Raw genomic sequence first — 18,152 nt, 5'->3', positions numbered from 1 at the left:
GAGGCATTGTGAACAGCGACCGGGACGAGATCCGCGTCGACGGGATCGAACCCGGCGACGACCTGCCCAAGGACGAACTCGACGCCACAGGCGAGTTCACCATCGACTACACACCGCCTGCCTGGTACACGCGGAACACCGACCCCGCCCCGCAGCCGCCGGCCGCTTCCGCGGGCCCCGCGGGCGGAGCGGAGACGGACGGGAGGGACGCGGACGCCGGTACCGGTGCCGGTGCGCCTCCCGCCTTCCCTCCGGTGGCGCCGCCCGAGGCCCCGGCGGCGGACGTTCGGGAGGAGGCCGGCCCGGCGCCGGAGGCCGTTGACGACGGTGGGGACGGACCGGAGGCGAGGGACGGCCGGCAGGCGGAGCACTCCGTCGGCGACGGCCCCGTCACCGACGCGACCATGCGTTTCTCCTCCGCCGCGCTGCGCCGGGAGATCGCCGAACGGCGGGCGGCCCAGGAGTCCGCCGAGGGCGGGGACGACCGGCCGGAGAACGCGGACGGTGAGCCGTCCGGCGGCGTGCCCTCCGCCGGCGAGGCGTCCCCGGCACCGGTGCCGTCCGCCGAATCCGAGGCCCTGCCCCGGCCCCGGTCCGCCGACGACGCGGGTGAGGGGCCCGAGGCGGCCGACGGGGCCGCCGGGCCCGAAGCCGGAGTCGAAGCCGGGGCCGCCGGTGAGCCGCACGGCTCCGCTCCGCAGCCCCCTGCGCAGCCGCCGTGGCAGACCGCTCCGGAGAGTGGTGCACCGGCCGGGCTGCCTCCGTTGCCACCGCACTTCCAGCCCGCCGCTCCTCAGGCCGGTGCACCGGCACCGGCTGCGCCCAACCCGCCCGCGCCGCAGGACGGTTATCCCCTTCCGCAACCGCAGGCACATTCCCAGCCGCCGCAGCCACAGCCGCCGGCTGCGTCCAGCCCGCCCGCTCCGCAGGGCGGTTACGGCTTTCCCCAGCCGCCCGCCGCTCCGCAGGGCGGTTACGGCTTCCCCCAGCCGCCCGCCGCACCCCAGGCCGAGCCCGACCGCCCGCAGCCCGCGAACGCGCCCAACCCCTCGGCTCCGCAGGGCGGTTACGGCTTCCCCCAGCCGCAGGGACAGCAGCCGCCTCAGCCGCAGCCTCCGGCCGCACAGCAGCCCGGTCCGCCCCCTGGGCCCGTGACCGGTCAGGCCGGAGTCCCCATGCCGCCCCCGGAGCCCGCCTCCCAGGACGGTTACGGCTTCCCCCGTCCCCAACCCCAACCGCAGCCGCAGCCGCAGGCACAGCCGCCGGCAGCGCCCAACCCTCCGGCTCCGCAGAGCGGTTACGGCTTCCCCCAGGCCGGCCCTTCCCAGCCACTGCCCCCCGCGCAGCCCTCCGCACCCGGCCCGCAACAACCACAGCCGCAGCAGCAGCCGCAGGACCCCCGTGCCGGCTCCGCCTGGCCCGACCCCCGGCAGCAGCCTCCGAGCCGGCCCGGCGCGCTCGGGTACACCGCGTCGGTGGAGCTGTCCTCCGACCGCCTGCTGAACCAGAAGAAGAAGCCCCGCCCGCAGAGCAACCGCGGTGGCTCCCGCTTCCGCATCGGGGCCAGGAAGGAGGAGGCCGAGCGGCAGCGCAAGCTCGGTCTCATCCGCACCCCGGTGCTGTCCTGCTACCGCATCGCGGTGATCAGCCTCAAGGGCGGCGTCGGCAAGACGACCACCACCACGGCGCTCGGCGCGACGCTGGCCAGCGAGCGGCAGGACAAGGTCATCGCGATCGACGCCAACCCGGACGCGGGCACGCTCGGCCGCCGGGTGCGGCGCGAGACGGGTGCGACGATCCGCGACCTGGTGACGGCGATCCCGTACCTCAACAGCTACATGGACATCCGCCGGTTCACCTCGCAGGCCCCCTCCGGCCTGGAGATCCTCGCCAACGACGTCGACCCGGCGATCTCGACGACCTTCAACGACGAGGACTACCGCCGTGTCATCGGCGTGCTGGGCCAGCAGTACCCGGTCATCCTCACCGACTCGGGCACCGGCCTGCTCTACAGCGCGATGCGCGGTGTCCTCGACCTCGCCGACCAGCTGATCGTCATCTCCACCCCGTCCGTGGACGGCGCCAGCAGCGCCAGTACGACGCTGGACTGGCTCTCCGCCCACGGTTACGGCGATCTGGTGCAGCGCAGCATCACGGTCATCTCCGGGGTCCGCGAGACCGGAAAGATGATCAAGGTGGACGACATCGTGGCGCACTTCAAGACGCGCTGCCGCGATGTGGTGGTCGTCCCGTTCGACGAGCACCTCGCGGCGGGCGCGGAGCTGGATCTGGACATGATGCGGCCCAGGACGCGCGAGGCGTACTTCAACCTCGCCGCCCTGATCGCCGAGGACTTCTCACGCCACCAGCAGGAGCAGGGTCTGTGGTCGCCCGGCGGGAACCCGCCGCTGACCGCGCCGCCCATCCCCGGTCAGCCCCAGCAGCAGCCGCACCCCCAGCAGCAGCCGCAGGCCCCCTACCCGCCGCAGCCGCACCCCCAGCAGCCCTACGGGCAGCCCCAGCCCTACCCCCAGCAGCAGCCACAGCAGCCGCCGCACCCCGGCCACCAGCCGTATCCGGGTTCGGGAGGCCCCTCTCAGCCGCAGCAGCAGCACCCTCACCAGCAGCCGCCCGGCGCCGCGGGGCCTCCCGCGCCCGGCGCGCAGTGGCAGCAGCCGGAGCGGTGACGGCGCCGCGCCGCCGCGGAACGTGAAAGGGCCCGCCGGCCCGAGCCCCTTGGGGGTTCGGGCCGGCGGGCCCGTCCTTCCGTCCGTCCGCCGTACGCGGGCCGGAACGCTCAGCCCAGCAGTTCCTTCGCCACCCGTACGTCCTCTGCCATCCGCTCCAGCAGCCCCTCCAGCGTGTCGAACCTCTCCTGGCCGCGGATGTAGGCCAGGAAGTCCACCGCGACGTGGAGCCCGTAGAGGTCGAGGTCCACGCGGTCGATGGCGTACGCCTCCACCGTCCGCTCGGTCCCCTCGAACTGCGGGTTGGTGCCGACGGAGATCGCGGCGGGCATCGACTCGCCCTCCACCACCAGCCATCCGGCGTAGACGCCGTCGGAGGGGATCGCGGTGTGCGGCAGCGTCTCGACGTTGGCCGTCGGATAGCCCATCTCGCGTCCGCGCTGCGCGCCGCGGACGACGACGCCCTCCACCCGGTGCGGTCGGCCCAGTACCTCGGCGGCCCCCGCCACGTCGCCCTCTGCGACCAGGCGGCGGGTGAGGGTGGAGGAGAACGGCTCGCCGCCACCCGCCTCCCCGCGCTCGAACAGGTCGACGACCATCACGTCGTAGTCGTACGTCCGGCCCAGCTCGGCCAGGGTCTCCACGGTACCGGCCGCCCGGTGGCCGAAACGGAAGTTGGGCCCCTCGACGACGGTGCGGGCGTGGAGTCTGTCGACCAGTACCTTCACCACGAAGTCGGCCGGCGACAGCTTCGAGAACTCCTCGGTGAAGGGCAGGACCAGAACCGCGTCCACGCCCAGGCCGGCCATCAGCTCCGCGCGCCGGTGGTGCGGAGCGAGCAGCGGCGGGTGGCTGCCGGGCCGCACGACCTCGCTGGGGTGCGGGTCGAAGGTGACGACGACAGCCGGTACGCCCAGCTCGCGGGCGCGGTCGACCGCCCTGCCGATGATCAACTGGTGCCCGCGGTGCACCCCGTCGTAGGAGCCGATGGTGACGACGCTGCGCCCCCAGTCCTCGGGGATGTCCTCCAAGCCACGCCAGCGCTGCACAGTGCCCGCTCCTCGCCGAATGCCAGTGGATGGTGCCGGGTCCAAGGGTGCCATGACCCCCCGTCGTGTTCGCACGGGGACCCGCGCCGGAGGGCTCCTGCCGAAAAGCGCCCCGGTGCGCGCCGTGATTCACTCCGCGCGCCCGCCCGACGGGGTGATTCCGGGCCTCCGAGTGGACAGAGAACCGGATGCGCACAGGAGGGGGATCGTGGGTGCGGCGCCGGATCCGGCGCCGCACCCACGGTGCGTACCACCGTCTTCACCGGACCGGGTCAGGCGAAGACGGCCAGGCTCCTGGCCCTGCCCCCCTGCTCCTCGACCAGCGCGAGGAAGCGTTCCCCCGGCCCGAAGACCGCGACCGGTCCGGGGCGGCCGGACGGGGGCATGGCGATCCGCACGCCGTTCGCCAGCAGCCTCGCCTGCCGCTCGTCCACGTCCCAGCGCGGGAAGGCGGCCGCGGCCGCCTCGCCGACGGGCATGACGGTCAGCGACTCCTGGTGCTGTTCCAGGGTGCGCGCCGCGTCCAGACCGTACGGGCCGACCCGGGTGCGGCGCAGCGCCGTGAGGTGGCCGCCGACCCCCAGCCCGGCGCCCAGGTCACGGGCGAGCGCCCGGATGTAGGTGCCGGAGGAGCAGACGACGGAGACCAGCAGGTCCAGTACGGGGGTGCCGTCCCCGGCGCTCCCGGCGCGGACGTCGTGCACGGTGAAGGAGGAGACGGTGACCGGCCGGGCGGCCAGCTCCACCTCCTCGCCCTCGCGCACCCGGGCGTAGGACCGCTTTCCGTCGACCTTGATCGCGCTGACCTTCGAGGGGACCTGGAGGATGTCGCCGGTCAGCTTGGCGACGCCGTCGTCGATCGCCTCGCGGGCGATGCCGTCCGCCGGCGTGGAGGAGGTGATCTCGCCCTCCGCGTCGTCGGTGACGGTGTTCTGGCCGAGGCGGACGGTGCCGACGTACTCCTTCTCCGTCAGCGCCAGGTGCCCCAGCAGCCGGGTCGCCTTCTCGATGCCCAGGACGAGGACGCCGGTGGCCATCGGGTCCAGCGTGCCGGCGTGCCCGACCCGGCGGGTGCGGGCGATGCCGCGCATCTTGGCGACCACGTCGTGGGAGGTGAAGCCGGCGGGCTTGTCGACGACGACCAGCCCGCCGGGCTCCTGGGTTCCTTTGCGTGCCACGGGTCAGGCGTCCTCGCCGTCCGCCCGGCCCCTGGCCTCCCCCGCGCCCCCGGCGTCCCCCGTGTCCTCGGCGTCACCGATGTCCTCGGCGTCCTCCTCGCGCACGGGCTTGCGGTACGGGTCGGGCTCGCCCGCGTAGGTGGCGCCGGAGGACGCCTGGCGCACCTGGGCGTCCGAGGCCCTGGCCCTGGCCAGCAGGTCGTCGATGGTCCGGGCGTTCTCCGGGAGCGCGTCCGGGACGAACGTCAGCGACGGCGTGAAGCGCACGCCGGTCTGCCGCCCGACCTCCGAGCGCAGTACGCCCTTGGCGCTCTCCAGCGCCGCGGCGGAGGCCGCCCGCTCCTCGTCGTCACCGTAGACCGTGTAGAAGACGGTCGCCTCCCGCAGGTCGCCGGTGACCCTGGTGTCGGTGATCGTCACATAGCCGAGCCGCGGGTCCTTGATCCGCCGCTGGAGGGTCTCCGCGACCACGACCCGGATGCGGTCGGCCAGTTTGCGTGCCCGCGCGGTGTCGGTCATGTGTCTGCTTCCTTCTGTTTCGGATCGTTCGGTTCGGTCCGGCCGGGGCTGCGCACCGGACGCGCTCAGTCCTCGTCCCCGTGGAACCGCCGCCGCACCGACAGCAGCTCCACCTCCGGCCGGGCGGCCACCAGCCGCTCGCACCGGTCGAGCACGTCCGAGACGTGCCCGGCATCCCCGGAGACCGTCGCGAGGCCGATCAGGGCCCTGCGGTGGATGTTCTGGTCCCCGACCTCCGCGACGCTCACCGTGTACTTGCGCTGCAGCTCCGCGATGATCGGGCGGACGACCGACCTCTTCTCCTTCAGCGACCGTACGTCGCCGAGCAGCAGGTCGAACGAGAGTGTGCCTACGTACATGGGATGCGGGTCCAGCCGACCCGTGGGGCCTCGTGGGGCGAAGCCCTGCCGACTCCCGGCAGGACACGGGAAACCGTACACGCAACGGTTCCCGGTGATCGACGCATATAACGGCCACGGAGCCCCCCGCCGGGGCGGGAGGCTCCGTGGCCGTTCACCGGTGGCACCCACCGGCCGGGGTCAGGCGCGGGGCTTCTCCCGCATCTCGTACGTCGCGATGACGTCGTCGACCTTGATGTCGTTGAAGTTTCCGAGGTTGATACCGCCCTCGAAGCCTTCGCGGATCTCGGTGACGTCGTCCTTGAAGCGGCGCAGACCCTCGATGTTGAGGTTCTCCGCCACGACCTTGCCGTCGCGGATGAGACGGGCCTTGGTGTTCCGCCTGACCTCGCCGGAGCGGATGATGACACCCGCGATGTTGCCGAGCTTGGAGGAGCGGAAGACCTCGCGGATCTCCGCCGTGCCCAGCTCGACCTCCTCGTACTCCGGCTTGAGCATGCCCTTGAGGGCCGCCTCGATCTCCTCGATCACCTGGTAGATGACCGAGTAGTAGCGGACGTCCACGCCCTCGCGCTCGGCCATCTGCGTGGCACGCCCCTCGGCGCGCACGTTGAAGCCGATGACGATGGCGTCGGAGCCGGTCGCCAGGTCGATGTCGGTCTCGGTGACCGCACCCACGCCGCGGTGCAGGATGCGCAGGTCGACCTCCTCGCCGACGTCGAGCTGGAGCAGCGAGGACTCCAGGGCCTCGACCGAACCGGACGCGTCGCCCTTGATGATGAGGTTGAGCTGCTGCACCTCGCCGGCCTTGAGCACCTTGTCCAGGTCCTCCAGGGAGACCCTGCGGGTGCGCTTGGCGAAGGCGGCGTTGCGCTCGCGGGCGGCGCGCTTCTCGGCGATCTGCCGGGCCGTGCGGTCCTCGTCGACCACCAGGAAGTTGTCGCCCGCGCCGGGGACGCTGGTCAGACCCAGCACCAGGACCGGGGTCGCCGGGCCGGCCTCCTGGACGTTGTTGCCCTTGTCGTCGAGCATCGCCCGGACGCGGCCGTAGGCGTCGCCGACCACGACCGTGTCGCCGACCCGCAGGGTGCCGCGCTGGACCAGCACCGTGGCCACCGCGCCGCGGCCGCGGTCGAGGTGGGCCTCGATCGCGATGCCCTGCGCGTCCTGCTCCGGGTTGGCCCGCAGGTCGAGCGAGGCGTCCGCGGTCAGGACCACGGCCTCCAGCAGCCCGTCGATGTTCAGGCCCTGCTTGGCGGAGATGTCGACGAACATGGTGTCGCCGCCGTACTCCTCGGCCACGAGCCCGTACTCGGTGAGCTGGCCGCGCACCTTGGTCGGGTCCGCACCCTCGACGTCGATCTTGTTGACCGCCACCACGATCGGCACCTCGGCCGCCTTGGCGTGGTTGAGCGCCTCGACCGTCTGGGGCATCACACCGTCGTTGGCCGCCACCACCAGGATCGCGATGTCGGTCGACTTCGCACCGCGGGCACGCATGGCGGTGAACGCCTCGTGACCCGGGGTGTCGATGAAGGTGATCTTCCGGTCTTCGCCGTTGACCTCGGTGGCCGCCTGGTACGCACCGATGTGCTGGGTGATGCCGCCGGCCTCGCCCTCGATGACGTTGGTCTTGCGGATCGCGTCCAGCAGGCGCGTCTTACCGTGGTCGACGTGACCCATGACGGTCACCACCGGCGGACGCGAGACGAGTGCCTCCTCGCCGCCCTCGTCCTCGCCGAACTCGATGTCGAAGGACTCGAGCAGCTCGCGGTCCTCCTCCTCCGGGCTGACGATCTGGACGACGTAGTTCATCTCCTCGCCGAGGAGATGAAGCGTCTCGTCGGAGACCGACTGGGTCGCGGTGACCATCTCGCCCAGGTTGAACATCACCTGGACCAGCGACGCCGGGTTGGCGTTGATCTTCTCCGCGAAGTCGGTGAGCGACGCACCGCGCGACAGCCGGACGGTCTCGCCCTTGCCGCGCGGCAGCATCACACCGCCGATGGACGGGGCCTGCATGGCCTCGTACTCCTGGCGCCTCTGCCGCTTCGACTTGCGGCCGCGGCGCGCCGGACCGCCGGGACGGCCGAAGGCACCCTGCGTGCCGCCGCGGCCACCGGGACCGCCGGGACGGCCACCGAAACCGGGACGGCCGCCGAAGCCGCCGCCACCACCGGGACGACCGGCGAAACCGCCGCCGCCACCGGGACGACCGCCACCGCCGCCACCGGGACGACCGGCGAAACCGGGACGGCCACCGCCGCCACCGGGACGACCCGCGCCGCCGCCGGGGCCGCGGCCGCCGGGACCCGGACGCGGACCCGCGGCCGGACGCTGCGGCATCATGCCCGGGTTCGGACGGTTGCCGCCCGGACGCGGACCCGCGGCGCCGCCCTGTCCGCCCTGCGGACGCGGCATGTTGCCGGGGCTGGGACGGCCGCCGCCGGGAGCCTGCGGACGGGGACCGCCCTGGCCGGCTCCGGGACGCGGACCGCCCGGGGCGCCGGGGCCGCCGGGACGCGGGGCACCGCCCGGACGGGGCGCCTGCGGGCGCGCCATGCCGGTGGAACCGCCGGAGGTGAAGGGGTTGTTGCCCGGACGCGGGCCGGCCGGACGGGCGCCCGGCTTGGGGCCGCCCGGCTTGGGGCCGCCCGGACCGCGGCGGTCCTGGCCCGCCGGGGCGGGACGGCCACCCGGCTTGGGGGCACCCGGACGCGGCGCGCCCTGGCCGGACGGCGGCGCGGTGAACTCGGGCTTGGCCGGGGCCGGAGGCTGTGCCGGGCCCGGCTTGGCCGGGGCCGGACGCGGCCCGGGGGTCGGCGGGGTCGGGCCGCTCCTGGCGGGACCCGGACCCGGGACGTTCTTCTGGGGCGCGCTCCTGGGCGCCTCGGCCGCGGGGGCCGGGGGCTTGGGCGCGCCGGGCTTGGGGGCACCCGGGCGGGGTGCGGAGGCACCCGGCTTCGGGGCGCCCGGCTTGGGGGCCGCCTTGCGGGGGGCGGCGGACTTCGCGGCGGACTTCTTGGCGCCTCCGGCGCCGTTGCCCGCGTCGAACGCGTCGGTCAGTTTGCGTACCACCGGCGCCTCGATCGTCGAGGACGCCGAACGGACGAATTCACCGAGTTCCTGGAGCTTGGCCATGACGACCTTGCTCTCGACTCCAAGCTCCTTGGCGAGCTCGTATACCCGGACCTTAGCCACTTCGCTCCTTACGGTCCGGGGGGATTCGTCCGCCGGACCTTCGCTACTGCATGGGCGTACTCATCGCGTACTCATCGAGTGCTCATCGCAATCTCGACCTACTTCCAACTCGCGAGGTACCTCTCCCGCACGGCGGGGTGCCGTACGGGCGTCGTGCGTGCTTGCTGTCTTACGGTGTTGCCCGCGGTACTGCCTGCAGCAGTTCCGCGGTATCGAGCGGTCCGCCGGCCCGGAAGGCCCGCTGGAACGCCCGGCGGCGGACCGCCAGGTCGACACAGGTCGGTGCGGGGTGCAGATAAGCACCCCGGCCGGGCAGCGTACCGCGATGATCCGGAACGCATCTGTTCCCGATCAGCACCACACGCAGCAGATCGCCCTTGCCCGACCGCTCCCGACAACCCACACAGGTGCGTTCAGGGCATGCGCGGGCACGCGTCCGGTCAGACACTCTTCAGTCTACCTCCCCACGCCGACTGTGCCGTCGGCGGGGTCGCCGCGGGGGTACGGACGGTGACAGACCTCTCAGCCCCTCTCCGCGCCGCTCTCCCGGTGCTCCCCGCCGTGCTCTCCGCTCTGCTCGACGTCCGGGCGGATGTCGATCCGCCAGCCGGTGAGCCGGGCGGCGAGCCGGGCGTTCTGCCCTTCCTTCCCGATCGCCAGCGAGAGCTGGTAGTCGGGCACGGTGACCCTGGCCGACCGGGCCGTGGCGTCCACGACGTCCACCCTGCTCACCCTGGCGGGCGAGAGCGCGTTGGCCACCATCTCGGCCGGGTCGTCCGACCAGTCCACGATGTCGATCTTCTCGCCCTGCAGTTCGGCCATCACGTTGCGCACCCGGCCGCCCATCGGGCCGATGCACGCGCCCTTGGCGTTCAGGCCCGCGCGGGTGGACCGCACCGCGATCTTGGTGCGGTGCCCGGCCTCGCGCGCGATGGCCGCGATCTCCACCGAGCCGTCCGCGATCTCGGGCACCTCCAGGGCGAAGAGCTTCTTCACCAGGTTGGGGTGGGTGCGCGAGAGGGTCACCGACGGGCCGCGTACGCCCTTGGCGACCCGCACGACATAGGTGCGCAGCCGGGTGCCGTGCGAGTAGTCCTCGCCGGGCACCTGCTCCTGCGGGGGCAGGATCGCCTCGAGCCTGCCGATGTCAACAAGGACGCTGCGCGGATCCTTCCCCTGCTGGACGACCCCCGTGACGATGTCGCCCTCGCGTCCGGCGTACTCGCCGAGGGTGACCTCCTCCTCGGCGTCCCGCAGACGCTGCAGGATGACCTGCTTGGCGGTGGTCGCGGCGATCCGGCCGAACCCGGAGGGGGTGTCGTCGAACTCGCGCGGCTCGGCGCCCTCGGGCAGGTCGGCGGGGTCCTCCCTGGCCCACACCGTCACATGGCCGGTGGAGCGGTCCAGCTCCACACGGGCCTGGCGGCGGCTTCCCTCGGTGCGGTGGTACGCGATGAGGAGAGCGGCCTCGATCGCCTCGACCAACAGGTCGAAGGAGATCTCCTTCTCCCTCACCAGACCCCGCAGGGCACTCATGTCGATATCCACGGCTACGCCTCCTCCTGGCTCTCTTCGTCAGAGGCCGCAGCCTGACGCGCCTTCTCGGCCTTCTCGGCGGCCTTGCGGTTGAACTCGATCTCCACCCGGGCCCTGGCGATCTCGGTGTAGGCGAGCCGGCGGGCGGTGGGCCTGCGTCCCTTGACGCCGGGCACCTCCACGTCCACGCCGTCCTCGTCCGCCGCGCCGACGCGGGCGACCAGCTCGCCGCCGCCCGCCTCCTCCGTCAGCTGCGCCCTGACCAGCCTTCCGACGGCGCGGCGGTAGTGCCGCGGCTCGGTCAGCGGGCGGTCGGTGCCGGGTGAGGTGACCTCCAGGACGTACGGGGCGCCGCCCATCACGTCGGTCTCGTCCAGCGCCTCGGAGGCCTCGCGGCTCAGCTCCGCGCAGGTGTCGAGCCGCACACCGTCGTCGGAGTCCACCACCACGCGCAGCACCCGCCGTCTTCCGGCCGGAGTCACGGTGATCTCCTCGAGATCCAGCCCCTTCGCGGTGACGAGAGGCTCCAGCAGTCCTCGCAGCCTCTCGCTCTGGGTGGTGCTCATCCGGGTGACTCCTCGGCCGCGTGTGCTGTTGTGGGAACGTCCAGTCCTGGGGTTACGAGGGTCAAGCCTATCGTCTGCCGCGGGCCGCGCCGACCAGACGGCCCGGACGGCCGGAGGCGCTGCGCCGGGCGGTCGTCCCCCGCACGGGGCATGCGCGGGGCGCGGCGGTGCCCCGCCGAGGGGGACGGTACGAACACGGGTACGCTCACATCCGCGGTGATCGCCGCCCGTCCCCCGCGCCGCCGAACCACCTCCCCTGGGAGCGCCCGTGCCGATCGACCCGCGTCCCCGCCGGCGGAGCCTGCTGGCCGCCGGTGCGGCGGGCGCCGCCGCGCTGCTGCTGACCGGTTGCTCACAGGAGGAGCCGACGGCCGCCGAACGCAGGCTCGCCTCCGCGGACGAACGGCTGCGCGGCGCCGCCGCACGCGGCAGCGCCGCGCTGCTGGCCCGCTACGACCGCACCCTCGCCGCGCACCCGGACCTGGCCGGGCGGCTGGAGCCGCTGCGGGCGGACGTCGCGCGGCATGTGAGGGCCTTCGGCGGGACGGAGTCCGGCGGTTCGGCGAGCCCGAAGCCCTCCGGGACCCCGAAGGCCTCCGCGAGCCCCGGCGGCTCCCCGGCCCCGGACGCCTCCCGGGGCGCCGGGGCGGGCGTGCCCGCCGATCCCGGGCGCGCGCTGGCCGTCCTCGCGAACGCCGAACGCGCCGCCGCCGACGCCCTCACCCGGGCCCTCGACGGCGCACCGCCCGAGCTCTCCCGGCTGCTCGCGTCCGTCGCGGCGGCCGGGGCGGTCCACGTCCACCTGCTCACGGACGGCGAGTGATGAACCAGGCGACGAATCCCGCGGCGAGCCCCGCGACGAATCCCGCGACGGCCACGGCCGCCTCTGCGGGCTCCCCCGCGTCCTCTCCCTCCGGCGGGAAGGACGACCCCACGCTGACCGCCCTGCAGGCCGCGCTCTCGGCCGAGCACGCCGCCGTCTACGGCTACGGCGTCGTGGGCGGGCGGATCGCGGAGGACCGGCGCGCGCAGGCGCGGCAGGCCCACGACGCCCACCGCGCGCGCCGTGACGCCCTGCGCCGCGCGGTACGGCGGATGGGAGGCACTCCCGAGCCCGCCGCGGCGGCCTACTCCCTGCCCTACCCGGTCCCGGACGGCGCCGCGGCGGTGCGGCTCGCCGTCGAACTGGAGGAGCGGGTGGCCGCCGTCTACGCCGATCTGGTCCGGGCCGGCGAGGGCGGGCTGCGGCGGGAGGCGGCAGCCGCGCTGCGGGAGGCCGCGGTCCGCGCGGCACGCTGGCGCGGCACGGGCGTACCCTTCCCAGGTCTCGCCGAGCGCGCCGCGCCGGCGGACCCGGAGTCCCTCTGAAGGGCTCCTCCGCGCAACGCCGACGACGAAAGGGACGCCCGGCATGACATCGGCTCCGCACGTCGAACCCCCGCAGCGGCTGGTGCGCTTCCTGGGCGCGGACTCCCCCTGGCTGGCACGGCTGCCCGGCCTGGTGCGGGCGTCGCTGGAGCGCTGGGAGCTGACGGCCGAGCGGGTGGTCTCCCCGGGCGGACGCGGCAGCCTGGTCGTCCTGGTCCGCCGGGCGGACGGCTCACCGGCCGCGCTGAAGCTGCGCGCCGCCGGCGCGGCGGACGAGGCGGCGGCGCTGTCCCGCTGGGAGGGACACGGCGCCGTACGGCTGCTGGACGCCGCACCCGAGGACGGCGCGCTGCTGCTGGAGCGGCTGCACGCGGACGTGTCGCTGCGCTCGCTGCCGGATGCGAAGGCCACCCTGGAGGCGGTCTCGGCGCTGCACCGGCTGTGGGTGTCCCCCTCGCCCCCGGGCGTCCCCGACTGCGAGCACCCCTTCACCACCGTCGAGGAGTACACCGGCCGGGCCGTGGAGGGCATCCGCGCGCATGTGCCCGAGGAGGCCCGCCCGCTGGCCGACGAGGCCCTGGCACTGCGCTCCGAACTGCTCACCGACGCCCCCGAGGACATGCTGCTGCACGGCGACTTCCGGCAGGGCACGGTGCTGTCGGGGGACCCGGGGCGGGCGCACTGGCTGGTGGTCGGCCCCGATCCGCTGGTTGGCGAGCGGGCGTACGACCTGGCGCGACTGGTCCGCGACCGGCTGCACGACCTGGCCGCCGGATCCGGCGCCCCGGCGATCGCCCGGCGCCGGGTGGGCAAACTGGCGAACTCCCTGGAGGTGGACCGCGACCGGCTGCGCGGCTGGAGCCTGTACCGGGCGGTGGAGTCGGGCGCGCGGCACATCGCCGCCGGCGACCGCGCCGACGGCGAGGCGCTGCTGGAGTTCGCCGGCTGGCTGTGAAACCTGACCGCGGGCCCCGGTCAAGGGGCCCGCGGCGACGGCTCAGGCGGATTCGCCGGCCGAGCGGACCAGCCGCTCCACCGCCTCGTCCACCGGGACCTCCTCGCGCTCGCCGGTACGCCGGTCCTTCAGCTCCACCAGACCCTTGGCCGCGCCCCGGCCCACCACCAGGATCTCCGGCACGCCGATCAGCTCCGCGTCGGTGAACTTCACACCGGGCGAGACGCCCGTACGGTCGTCCACCAGGACGCGCACTCCGGCCGAGGCCAGCCTCTCGGTCAGCTCCAGGGCCATCTCGATCTGGGCGCCCTTGCCGGCGGCGACGACGTGGACGTCGGCCGGCGCCACCTCGCGCGGCCAGCACAGGCCCTGGCCGTCGGCCGTCTGCTCGGCGAGCGCGGCCACCGCGCGCGAGACTCCGATGCCGTAGGAGCCCATGGTGACGCGGACGGGCTTGCCCTCGCGGCCGAGCACGTCCAGGGAGAAGGCGTCGGCGTACTTGCGGCCGAGCTGGAAGATGTGGCCGATCTCGATGGCCCGGTCCAGCTTCAGCCCCTCCCCGCAGGACGGACAGGGGTCGCCGTCCTCGACGGTGACCACGTCCAGGTACTCGTCGACCTCGAAGTCGCGGCCGCACACCACGTTGCGGGCGTGGGTGTCGGGCTTGTTGGCCCCGGTGATCCAGGAGGTGCCGGGGGCCACGCGCGGGTCGGCGATGTAGCGGAAGGCGGTGCCGGCCAGCCCCTGCGGGCCGACGTAGCCGCGCACCAGGGCGGGGCGGCCGGTGAAGTCCTCGGCGGTGACCAGCTCCACCGTGGCGGGCGCCAGGTGCTCGCCGAGCTTGCCGAGGTCCACCTCGCGGTCGCCGGGCACGCCCACGGCCCAGATCTCCCCGTCCACCTTGACCAGCAGGTTCTTCAGGGTGGCGGAGGCGGGTACGCCCAGGTGGTCGGCGAGGGTCTCGATGGTGGGGGTGTCGGGGGTGTCCAGTTCCTCGACGGGCGGGTGGCCCATGGGGTCGGCCGGCTTCAGCGGGAAGGTGACGGCCTCGGTGTTGGCCGCGTAGCCGCAGGCCGGGCAGTCGGCGAAGGTGTCCTCGCCGGCGGCGGCCGGGGCGAGGAACTCCTCGGAGGCCGAGCCGCCCATCGCGCCCGAGACGGCGGAGACGACCCGGTGGTCCAGGCCGAGCCGGGTGAAGATCCGCAGGTACGCCTCGCGGTGCAGCCGGTAGGACTCGGCCAGCTCCTCGTCGGAGGTGTCGAAGGAGTAGGAGTCCTTCATCAGGAACTCCCTGCCGCGCAGGACGCCCGAGCGCGGGCGGGCCTCGTCGCGGTACTTGGTCTGGATCTGGTAGAGCATCACCGGCAGATCCTTGTAGGACGTGCACTGGTCCTTGACGACCTGGGTGAAGATCTCCTCGTGGGTGGGCCCGAGGAGGTAGTCGGCGCCCTTGCGGTCCTTGAGCCGGAACAGCAGGTCGCCGTACTCCTCCCAGCGCCCCGAGGTCTCGTAGGGCTCCTTCGGCAGCAGGGCCGGGAGCAGTACTTCCTGGGCGCCGATGGCGTCCATCTCCTCGCGCACGATCCGGGTGACGTTCTCCAGGACCTGCTTGCCCAGCGGCAGCCAGGTCCAGATCCCGGCGGCGGTGCGGCGTACGTAGCCGGCGCGGACCAGGAGCCTGTGGCTGATGGTCTCGGCGTCGGCCGGGTCCTCGCGCAGCGTCTTCAGCATGAGCCGGGACATGCGCTGGACACGGGCTGCCATGGGTTTCTCCTGCGTGCGGTGGGTCGGTTTGCGAAGCCGCACCGGTGATGCGGCCCGCCCAGGAGACTACCGGCGCCGCAGCGGCAACGGCGCACCCATCACCGCATACGGACTCCCGGCGCTCGGACTCCACCTCCCGGGGGCCACCCCCCGGCCCCCCGGCCGGACCCACCTCACCGCCGCAGCGGCAACGGCGCACCCATCACCGCATACGGACTCCCGGCGCTCGGGAACAGCACGTGGCGGGCCAGGTCGCGGTAGCCCAGCGAGCGGTAGAGGGCGCGGGCCGGGCTCTCTGTGTCGATCGCGGAGAGGATCGAGCGCGGTTCGGCGGCGGCGTCGGTGATCGTGGTGATCAGCCTTCGGCCGAGGCCGTGCTTCTGGTACGCCGGGTGGACGTGCAGTTCGGTGATGACGAAGGCGTCGTCCAGCCACCCGGCGTTCCCGTTGCGCCGCAGGTACGGCTCGACGACCGTGGACCACCACTGTGTGCGGTCGTTGGGCATCCCGTAGACGAAGCCGACCAGCCGCCCCCGCGGTGTGGTGGCGCCCAGTGCCCGGACTCCGGGGGAGGCGGCGTGCCGCAGCACGATGTGGCGGCGCACCCCCACCTCGTCGTCGGTCAGTCCGAAGGCGACGGCCTGTACGGCGAGTGCCTCGTCCACGCGGGCTGCGAGGTCCAGGGGACCGACCTGGGCGTCTTCCATGGTCAACGACCCTACTGGAGGGACCGGGTGGATCGGCGAACACCCGCGCGGGCACCGGCCCGTTCGGGACCGCCCGGCGCCTCCCGGCGCCTTCCCGTACCCGTCCGGGACCGTTCAGAACAGCACGCTCATGAACGCCCCGACCTCGCGGAAGCCGACCCGGCGGTAGGCGGCGCGGGCCGCGGTGTTGTAGTCGTTGACGTAGAGGCTGACGACAGGGGAGACCTCGGTCAGCGCGTAGCGCAGCACCGCCGCCATGCCGGCGACGGACAGGCCCCGGCCGCGGTGCTCGGGCGCGACCCACACGCCCTGGATCTGGCACGCCCGCGGTGTGACGGCGCCGATCTCGGCCTTGAAGACCACCCGGCCGTCCTCGATGTGGGCGAACGACCGGCCGGCGCCCACCAGTTCGGCGACCCGGGCCTGGTAGATCAGCCCGCCGTCCCCGGCCATCGGCGAGACGCCGACCTCCTCGGTGAACATCGCCACGCAGGCGGGCATCAGCACGTCCATCTCGTCCTTGCGGACGCGCCGCACATACGGGTCGGGCCGTATCCCGGACGGCATGCGGTCGGCGACCATCAGCGGCTGGTGGCGGCGGACCTCGCGGGCCGGTCCCCAGTGCGGCTCCAGCCGGGCCCACAGGGCGGCGGTGGGCCCGGCCGGGCCGACGACCGACGAGCAGCGCCGCCCCTGGCGGCGTGCCCGTTCGGCGAAGGCGCGCACCGCCTCCCGCCCCGCGCAGACGGGGACGAGGTTGGCGCCCGCGTAGCACAGGGACTCCAGCCGCCCGCGGTGGTACCAGCCCCACATCTCGCCGCCCAGCCGCCACGGGTCCAGGCCGGCGACCCGGACACGGGCGGCGACGAAGGCGTTGTTGACCGGCTCGCGGTCGAGCACCGCAAGGGCGTCGTCGAGCTCTTGGGGCTCGACGACACGGGTGGTGGTGGTCGTCAACACGTGGGGTGCCTCACCGTGCGGCCGTGGTGGCGGGGGAGCGTCTTTTCGACTTTACCCCCGGGCCGTGGCGGGCGGCCCCGGCCGGTCGGTCAGCTGACGGAGACCTCCGGCTCGCCGGAGATCACGCCGTCCTTCTCCATCTGTTCGGCGATCTTCATGGCCTCGTCGATGAGGGTCTCGACGATCTTCGACTCGGGGACGGTCTTGATGACCTCGCCCTTGACGAAGATCTGGCCCTTGCCGTTGCCGGAGGCGACTCCGAGGTCGGCCTCGCGGGCCTCGCCGGGCCCGTTGACGACGCAGCCCATGACGGCCACCCGCAGCGGGACCTCCATGCCCGCCAGCCCGGCGGTGACCTCGTCGGCGAGCTTGTAGACGTCCACCTGGGCGCGGCCGCAGGAGGGGCAGGAGACGATCTCCAGCCGGCGCTGGCGCAGCCCGAGGGACTCCAGGATCTGGATGCCGACCTTGATCTCCTCCACCGGCGGGGCCGACAGCGAGACGCGGATGGTGTCGCCGATGCCCTCGCTCAGCAGGGCGCCGAAGGCGACGGCCGACTTGACGGTGCCCTGGAAGGCCGGGCCGGCCTCGGTGACGCCCAGGTGGAGGGGGTAGTCGCACTGGGCGGCGAGCTGCCGGTAGGCGTTGACCATCACGACCGGGTCGTTGTGCTTGACCGAGATCTTGATGTCGCGGAAGCCGTGCTCCTCGAACAGCGAGCACTCCCACAGCGCGGACTCCACCAGCGCCTCGGGGGTGGCCTTGCCGTACTTGGCCAGCAGCCGCTTGTCCAGGGAGCCGGCGTTGACGCCGATGCGGATGGGGACGCCGACGTCGGAGGCCGCCTTGGCGATCTCCTTGACCTTGTCGTCGAACTGCCGGATGTTGCCCGGGTTGACGCGCACGGCCGCGCAGCCGGCGTCGATGGCGGCGAAGACGTACTTGGGCTGGAAGTGGATGTCCGCGATCACCGGGATCTGGGACTTCCTGGCGATGACCGGCAGCGCCTCGGCGTCGTCCTGGGACGGGCAGGCCACGCGGACGATCTCGCAGCCCGAGGCGGTCAGCTCGGCGATCTGCTGGAGCGTGGCGCCGATGTCGGCGGTGACGGTGGTGGTCATCGACTGCACGGAGACCGGGGCGTCGCCTCCGACGGCCACCGAGCCGACCTGGATCTTCCGGCTGACCCGTCTGTCGGCCAGTTTGGTCGGTACGGACGGCATTCCGAGCGAAATGGCTGTCATTGTGGTGTGCAACCCCAAGCTGTGGTTCAGTGCCCCGTTCGGCGGCGGGCTCCGGCCTC

16 protein-coding genes are annotated in these 18,152 nt (G+C 73.6%); 4 read left to right on the top strand and 12 right to left on the bottom strand.

The features are described from left to right. The first annotated feature begins 8 nt into the window (after positions 1 to 8). Positions 9 to 2,687 (top strand): SCO5717 family growth-regulating ATPase, encoded by a 2,679-nt coding sequence (locus CUT83_RS30505; protein ID WP_101257992.1) that lies wholly within the window; start codon positions 9 to 11, stop codon positions 2,685 to 2,687. Positions 2,688 to 2,797: 110 nt separating this feature from the next. Here CUT83_RS30505 and CUT83_RS24440 read toward each other — a convergent pair whose 3' ends face one another. From CUT83_RS24440 to rimP, 8 genes are all read right to left on the bottom strand, one after another. Further along, entirely contained in the window at positions 2,798 to 3,736 is a 939-nt protein-coding gene (locus tag CUT83_RS24440) for a bifunctional riboflavin kinase/FAD synthetase (protein ID WP_101257991.1), read from the bottom strand. A 272-nt stretch (positions 3,737 to 4,008) separates the two neighbouring features. After that, entirely contained in the window at positions 4,009 to 4,914 is a 906-nt protein-coding gene (gene truB, locus CUT83_RS24435) for a tRNA pseudouridine(55) synthase TruB (protein ID WP_101257990.1), read from the bottom strand. A gap of 3 nt (positions 4,915 to 4,917) precedes the next feature. Continuing rightward, entirely contained in the window at positions 4,918 to 5,433 is a 516-nt protein-coding gene (gene rbfA / locus CUT83_RS24430; protein WP_101257989.1) for a 30S ribosome-binding factor RbfA, read from the bottom strand. 65 nt (positions 5,434 to 5,498) lie between these two features. Then, on the bottom strand, positions 5,499 to 5,792 hold the full coding sequence (locus CUT83_RS24425; RefSeq protein ID WP_093850724.1) for a DUF503 domain-containing protein: 294 nt from the start codon (positions 5,790 to 5,792) through the stop codon (positions 5,499 to 5,501). Between the two features lie 180 nt (positions 5,793 to 5,972). Next, on the bottom strand, positions 5,973 to 8,993 hold the full coding sequence (infB, locus tag CUT83_RS24420) for a translation initiation factor IF-2 (protein WP_101257988.1): 3,021 nt from the start codon (positions 8,991 to 8,993) through the stop codon (positions 5,973 to 5,975). Between the two features lie 169 nt (positions 8,994 to 9,162). Further along, complete coding sequence (locus CUT83_RS24415) at positions 9,163 to 9,441, bottom strand: YlxR family protein (RefSeq protein ID WP_101257987.1); 279 nt, start codon at positions 9,439 to 9,441, stop codon at positions 9,163 to 9,165. 74 nt (positions 9,442 to 9,515) lie between these two features. Beyond that, on the bottom strand, positions 9,516 to 10,541 hold the full coding sequence (gene nusA / locus CUT83_RS24410; RefSeq protein WP_101257986.1) for a transcription termination factor NusA: 1,026 nt from the start codon (positions 10,539 to 10,541) through the stop codon (positions 9,516 to 9,518). Between the two features lie 2 nt (positions 10,542 to 10,543). Beyond that, entirely contained in the window at positions 10,544 to 11,095 is a 552-nt protein-coding gene (gene rimP, locus CUT83_RS24405) for a ribosome maturation factor RimP (RefSeq protein ID WP_101257985.1), read from the bottom strand. Positions 11,096 to 11,363: 268 nt separating this feature from the next. Between rimP and CUT83_RS24400 the strand changes: the two genes are divergently transcribed. The 3 genes from CUT83_RS24400 to CUT83_RS24390 are packed head-to-tail and all read left to right on the top strand — an operon-like array spanning position 11,364 to position 13,418. Continuing rightward, on the top strand, positions 11,364 to 11,918 hold the full coding sequence (locus CUT83_RS24400; RefSeq protein ID WP_240958360.1) for a hypothetical protein: 555 nt from the start codon (positions 11,364 to 11,366) through the stop codon (positions 11,916 to 11,918). Continuing rightward, the gene (locus CUT83_RS24395) at positions 11,918 to 12,463 is read left to right on the top strand and encodes a ferritin-like domain-containing protein (RefSeq protein ID WP_101257983.1); all 546 of its coding nucleotides are present in this window, start codon (positions 11,918 to 11,920) and stop codon (positions 12,461 to 12,463) included. The genes CUT83_RS24400 and CUT83_RS24395 overlap by 1 nt, the downstream gene beginning before the upstream one ends. Positions 12,464 to 12,506: 43 nt before the next feature. After that, positions 12,507 to 13,418, top strand: coding sequence for an aminoglycoside phosphotransferase family protein (locus tag CUT83_RS24390; protein WP_101257982.1), 912 nt, complete (start codon positions 12,507 to 12,509; stop codon positions 13,416 to 13,418). A 42-nt stretch (positions 13,419 to 13,460) separates the two neighbouring features. Here CUT83_RS24390 and CUT83_RS24385 read toward each other — a convergent pair whose 3' ends face one another. The 4 genes from CUT83_RS24385 to ispG all read right to left on the bottom strand — a co-directional run bounded on the left by CUT83_RS24385 (position 13,461) and on the right by ispG (position 18,093). Further along, complete coding sequence (locus tag CUT83_RS24385) at positions 13,461 to 15,182, bottom strand: proline--tRNA ligase (RefSeq protein ID WP_101257981.1); 1,722 nt, start codon at positions 15,180 to 15,182, stop codon at positions 13,461 to 13,463. Positions 15,183 to 15,355: 173 nt separating this feature from the next. Then, a complete protein-coding gene (locus CUT83_RS24380) occupies positions 15,356 to 15,889 on the bottom strand; it encodes a GNAT family N-acetyltransferase (protein ID WP_101257980.1) in 534 nt (177 codons plus the stop codon). A 114-nt stretch (positions 15,890 to 16,003) separates the two neighbouring features. Next, complete coding sequence (locus CUT83_RS24375) at positions 16,004 to 16,849, bottom strand: GNAT family N-acetyltransferase (RefSeq protein ID WP_101257979.1); 846 nt, start codon at positions 16,847 to 16,849, stop codon at positions 16,004 to 16,006. Between the two features lie 89 nt (positions 16,850 to 16,938). Further along, entirely contained in the window at positions 16,939 to 18,093 is a 1,155-nt protein-coding gene (gene ispG, locus CUT83_RS24370; protein ID WP_101257978.1) for a flavodoxin-dependent (E)-4-hydroxy-3-methylbut-2-enyl-diphosphate synthase, read from the bottom strand. Positions 18,094 to 18,152 lie beyond the last annotated feature (59 nt).

The organism is Streptomyces barkulensis (assembly GCF_002843305.1).
In the GTDB taxonomy this organism is placed as follows: Bacteria; Actinomycetota; Actinomycetes; order Streptomycetales; family Streptomycetaceae; genus Streptomyces; species Streptomyces barkulensis.
The sequence above is the reverse complement of the archived record's forward strand: the minus strand, read 5'-3'. Positions and strand labels throughout refer to the sequence as shown.

Excerpts from the sequence above, each read along its gene's own strand:
- rbfA (WP_101257989.1), bottom strand. The coding sequence starts at position 5,433 with ATGACCGACACCGCGCGGGCACGCAAACTGGCCGACCGCATCCGGGTC.
- CUT83_RS24425 (WP_093850724.1), bottom strand. The coding sequence starts at position 5,792 with ATGTACGTAGGCACACTCTCGTTCGACCTGCTGCTCGGCGACGTACGG.
- rimP (WP_101257985.1), bottom strand. The coding sequence starts at position 11,095 with ATGAGCACCACCCAGAGCGAGAGGCTGCGAGGACTGCTGGAGCCTCTC.
- CUT83_RS24395 (WP_101257983.1), top strand. The coding sequence starts at position 11,918 with ATGAACCAGGCGACGAATCCCGCGGCGAGCCCCGCGACGAATCCCGCG.
- CUT83_RS24390 (WP_101257982.1), top strand. The coding sequence starts at position 12,507 with ATGACATCGGCTCCGCACGTCGAACCCCCGCAGCGGCTGGTGCGCTTC.
- CUT83_RS24385 (WP_101257981.1), bottom strand. The coding sequence starts at position 15,182 with ATGGCAGCCCGTGTCCAGCGCATGTCCCGGCTCATGCTGAAGACGCTG.
- CUT83_RS24380 (WP_101257980.1), bottom strand. The coding sequence starts at position 15,889 with ATGGAAGACGCCCAGGTCGGTCCCCTGGACCTCGCAGCCCGCGTGGAC.
- ispG (WP_101257978.1), bottom strand. The coding sequence starts at position 18,093 with ATGACAGCCATTTCGCTCGGAATGCCGTCCGTACCGACCAAACTGGCC.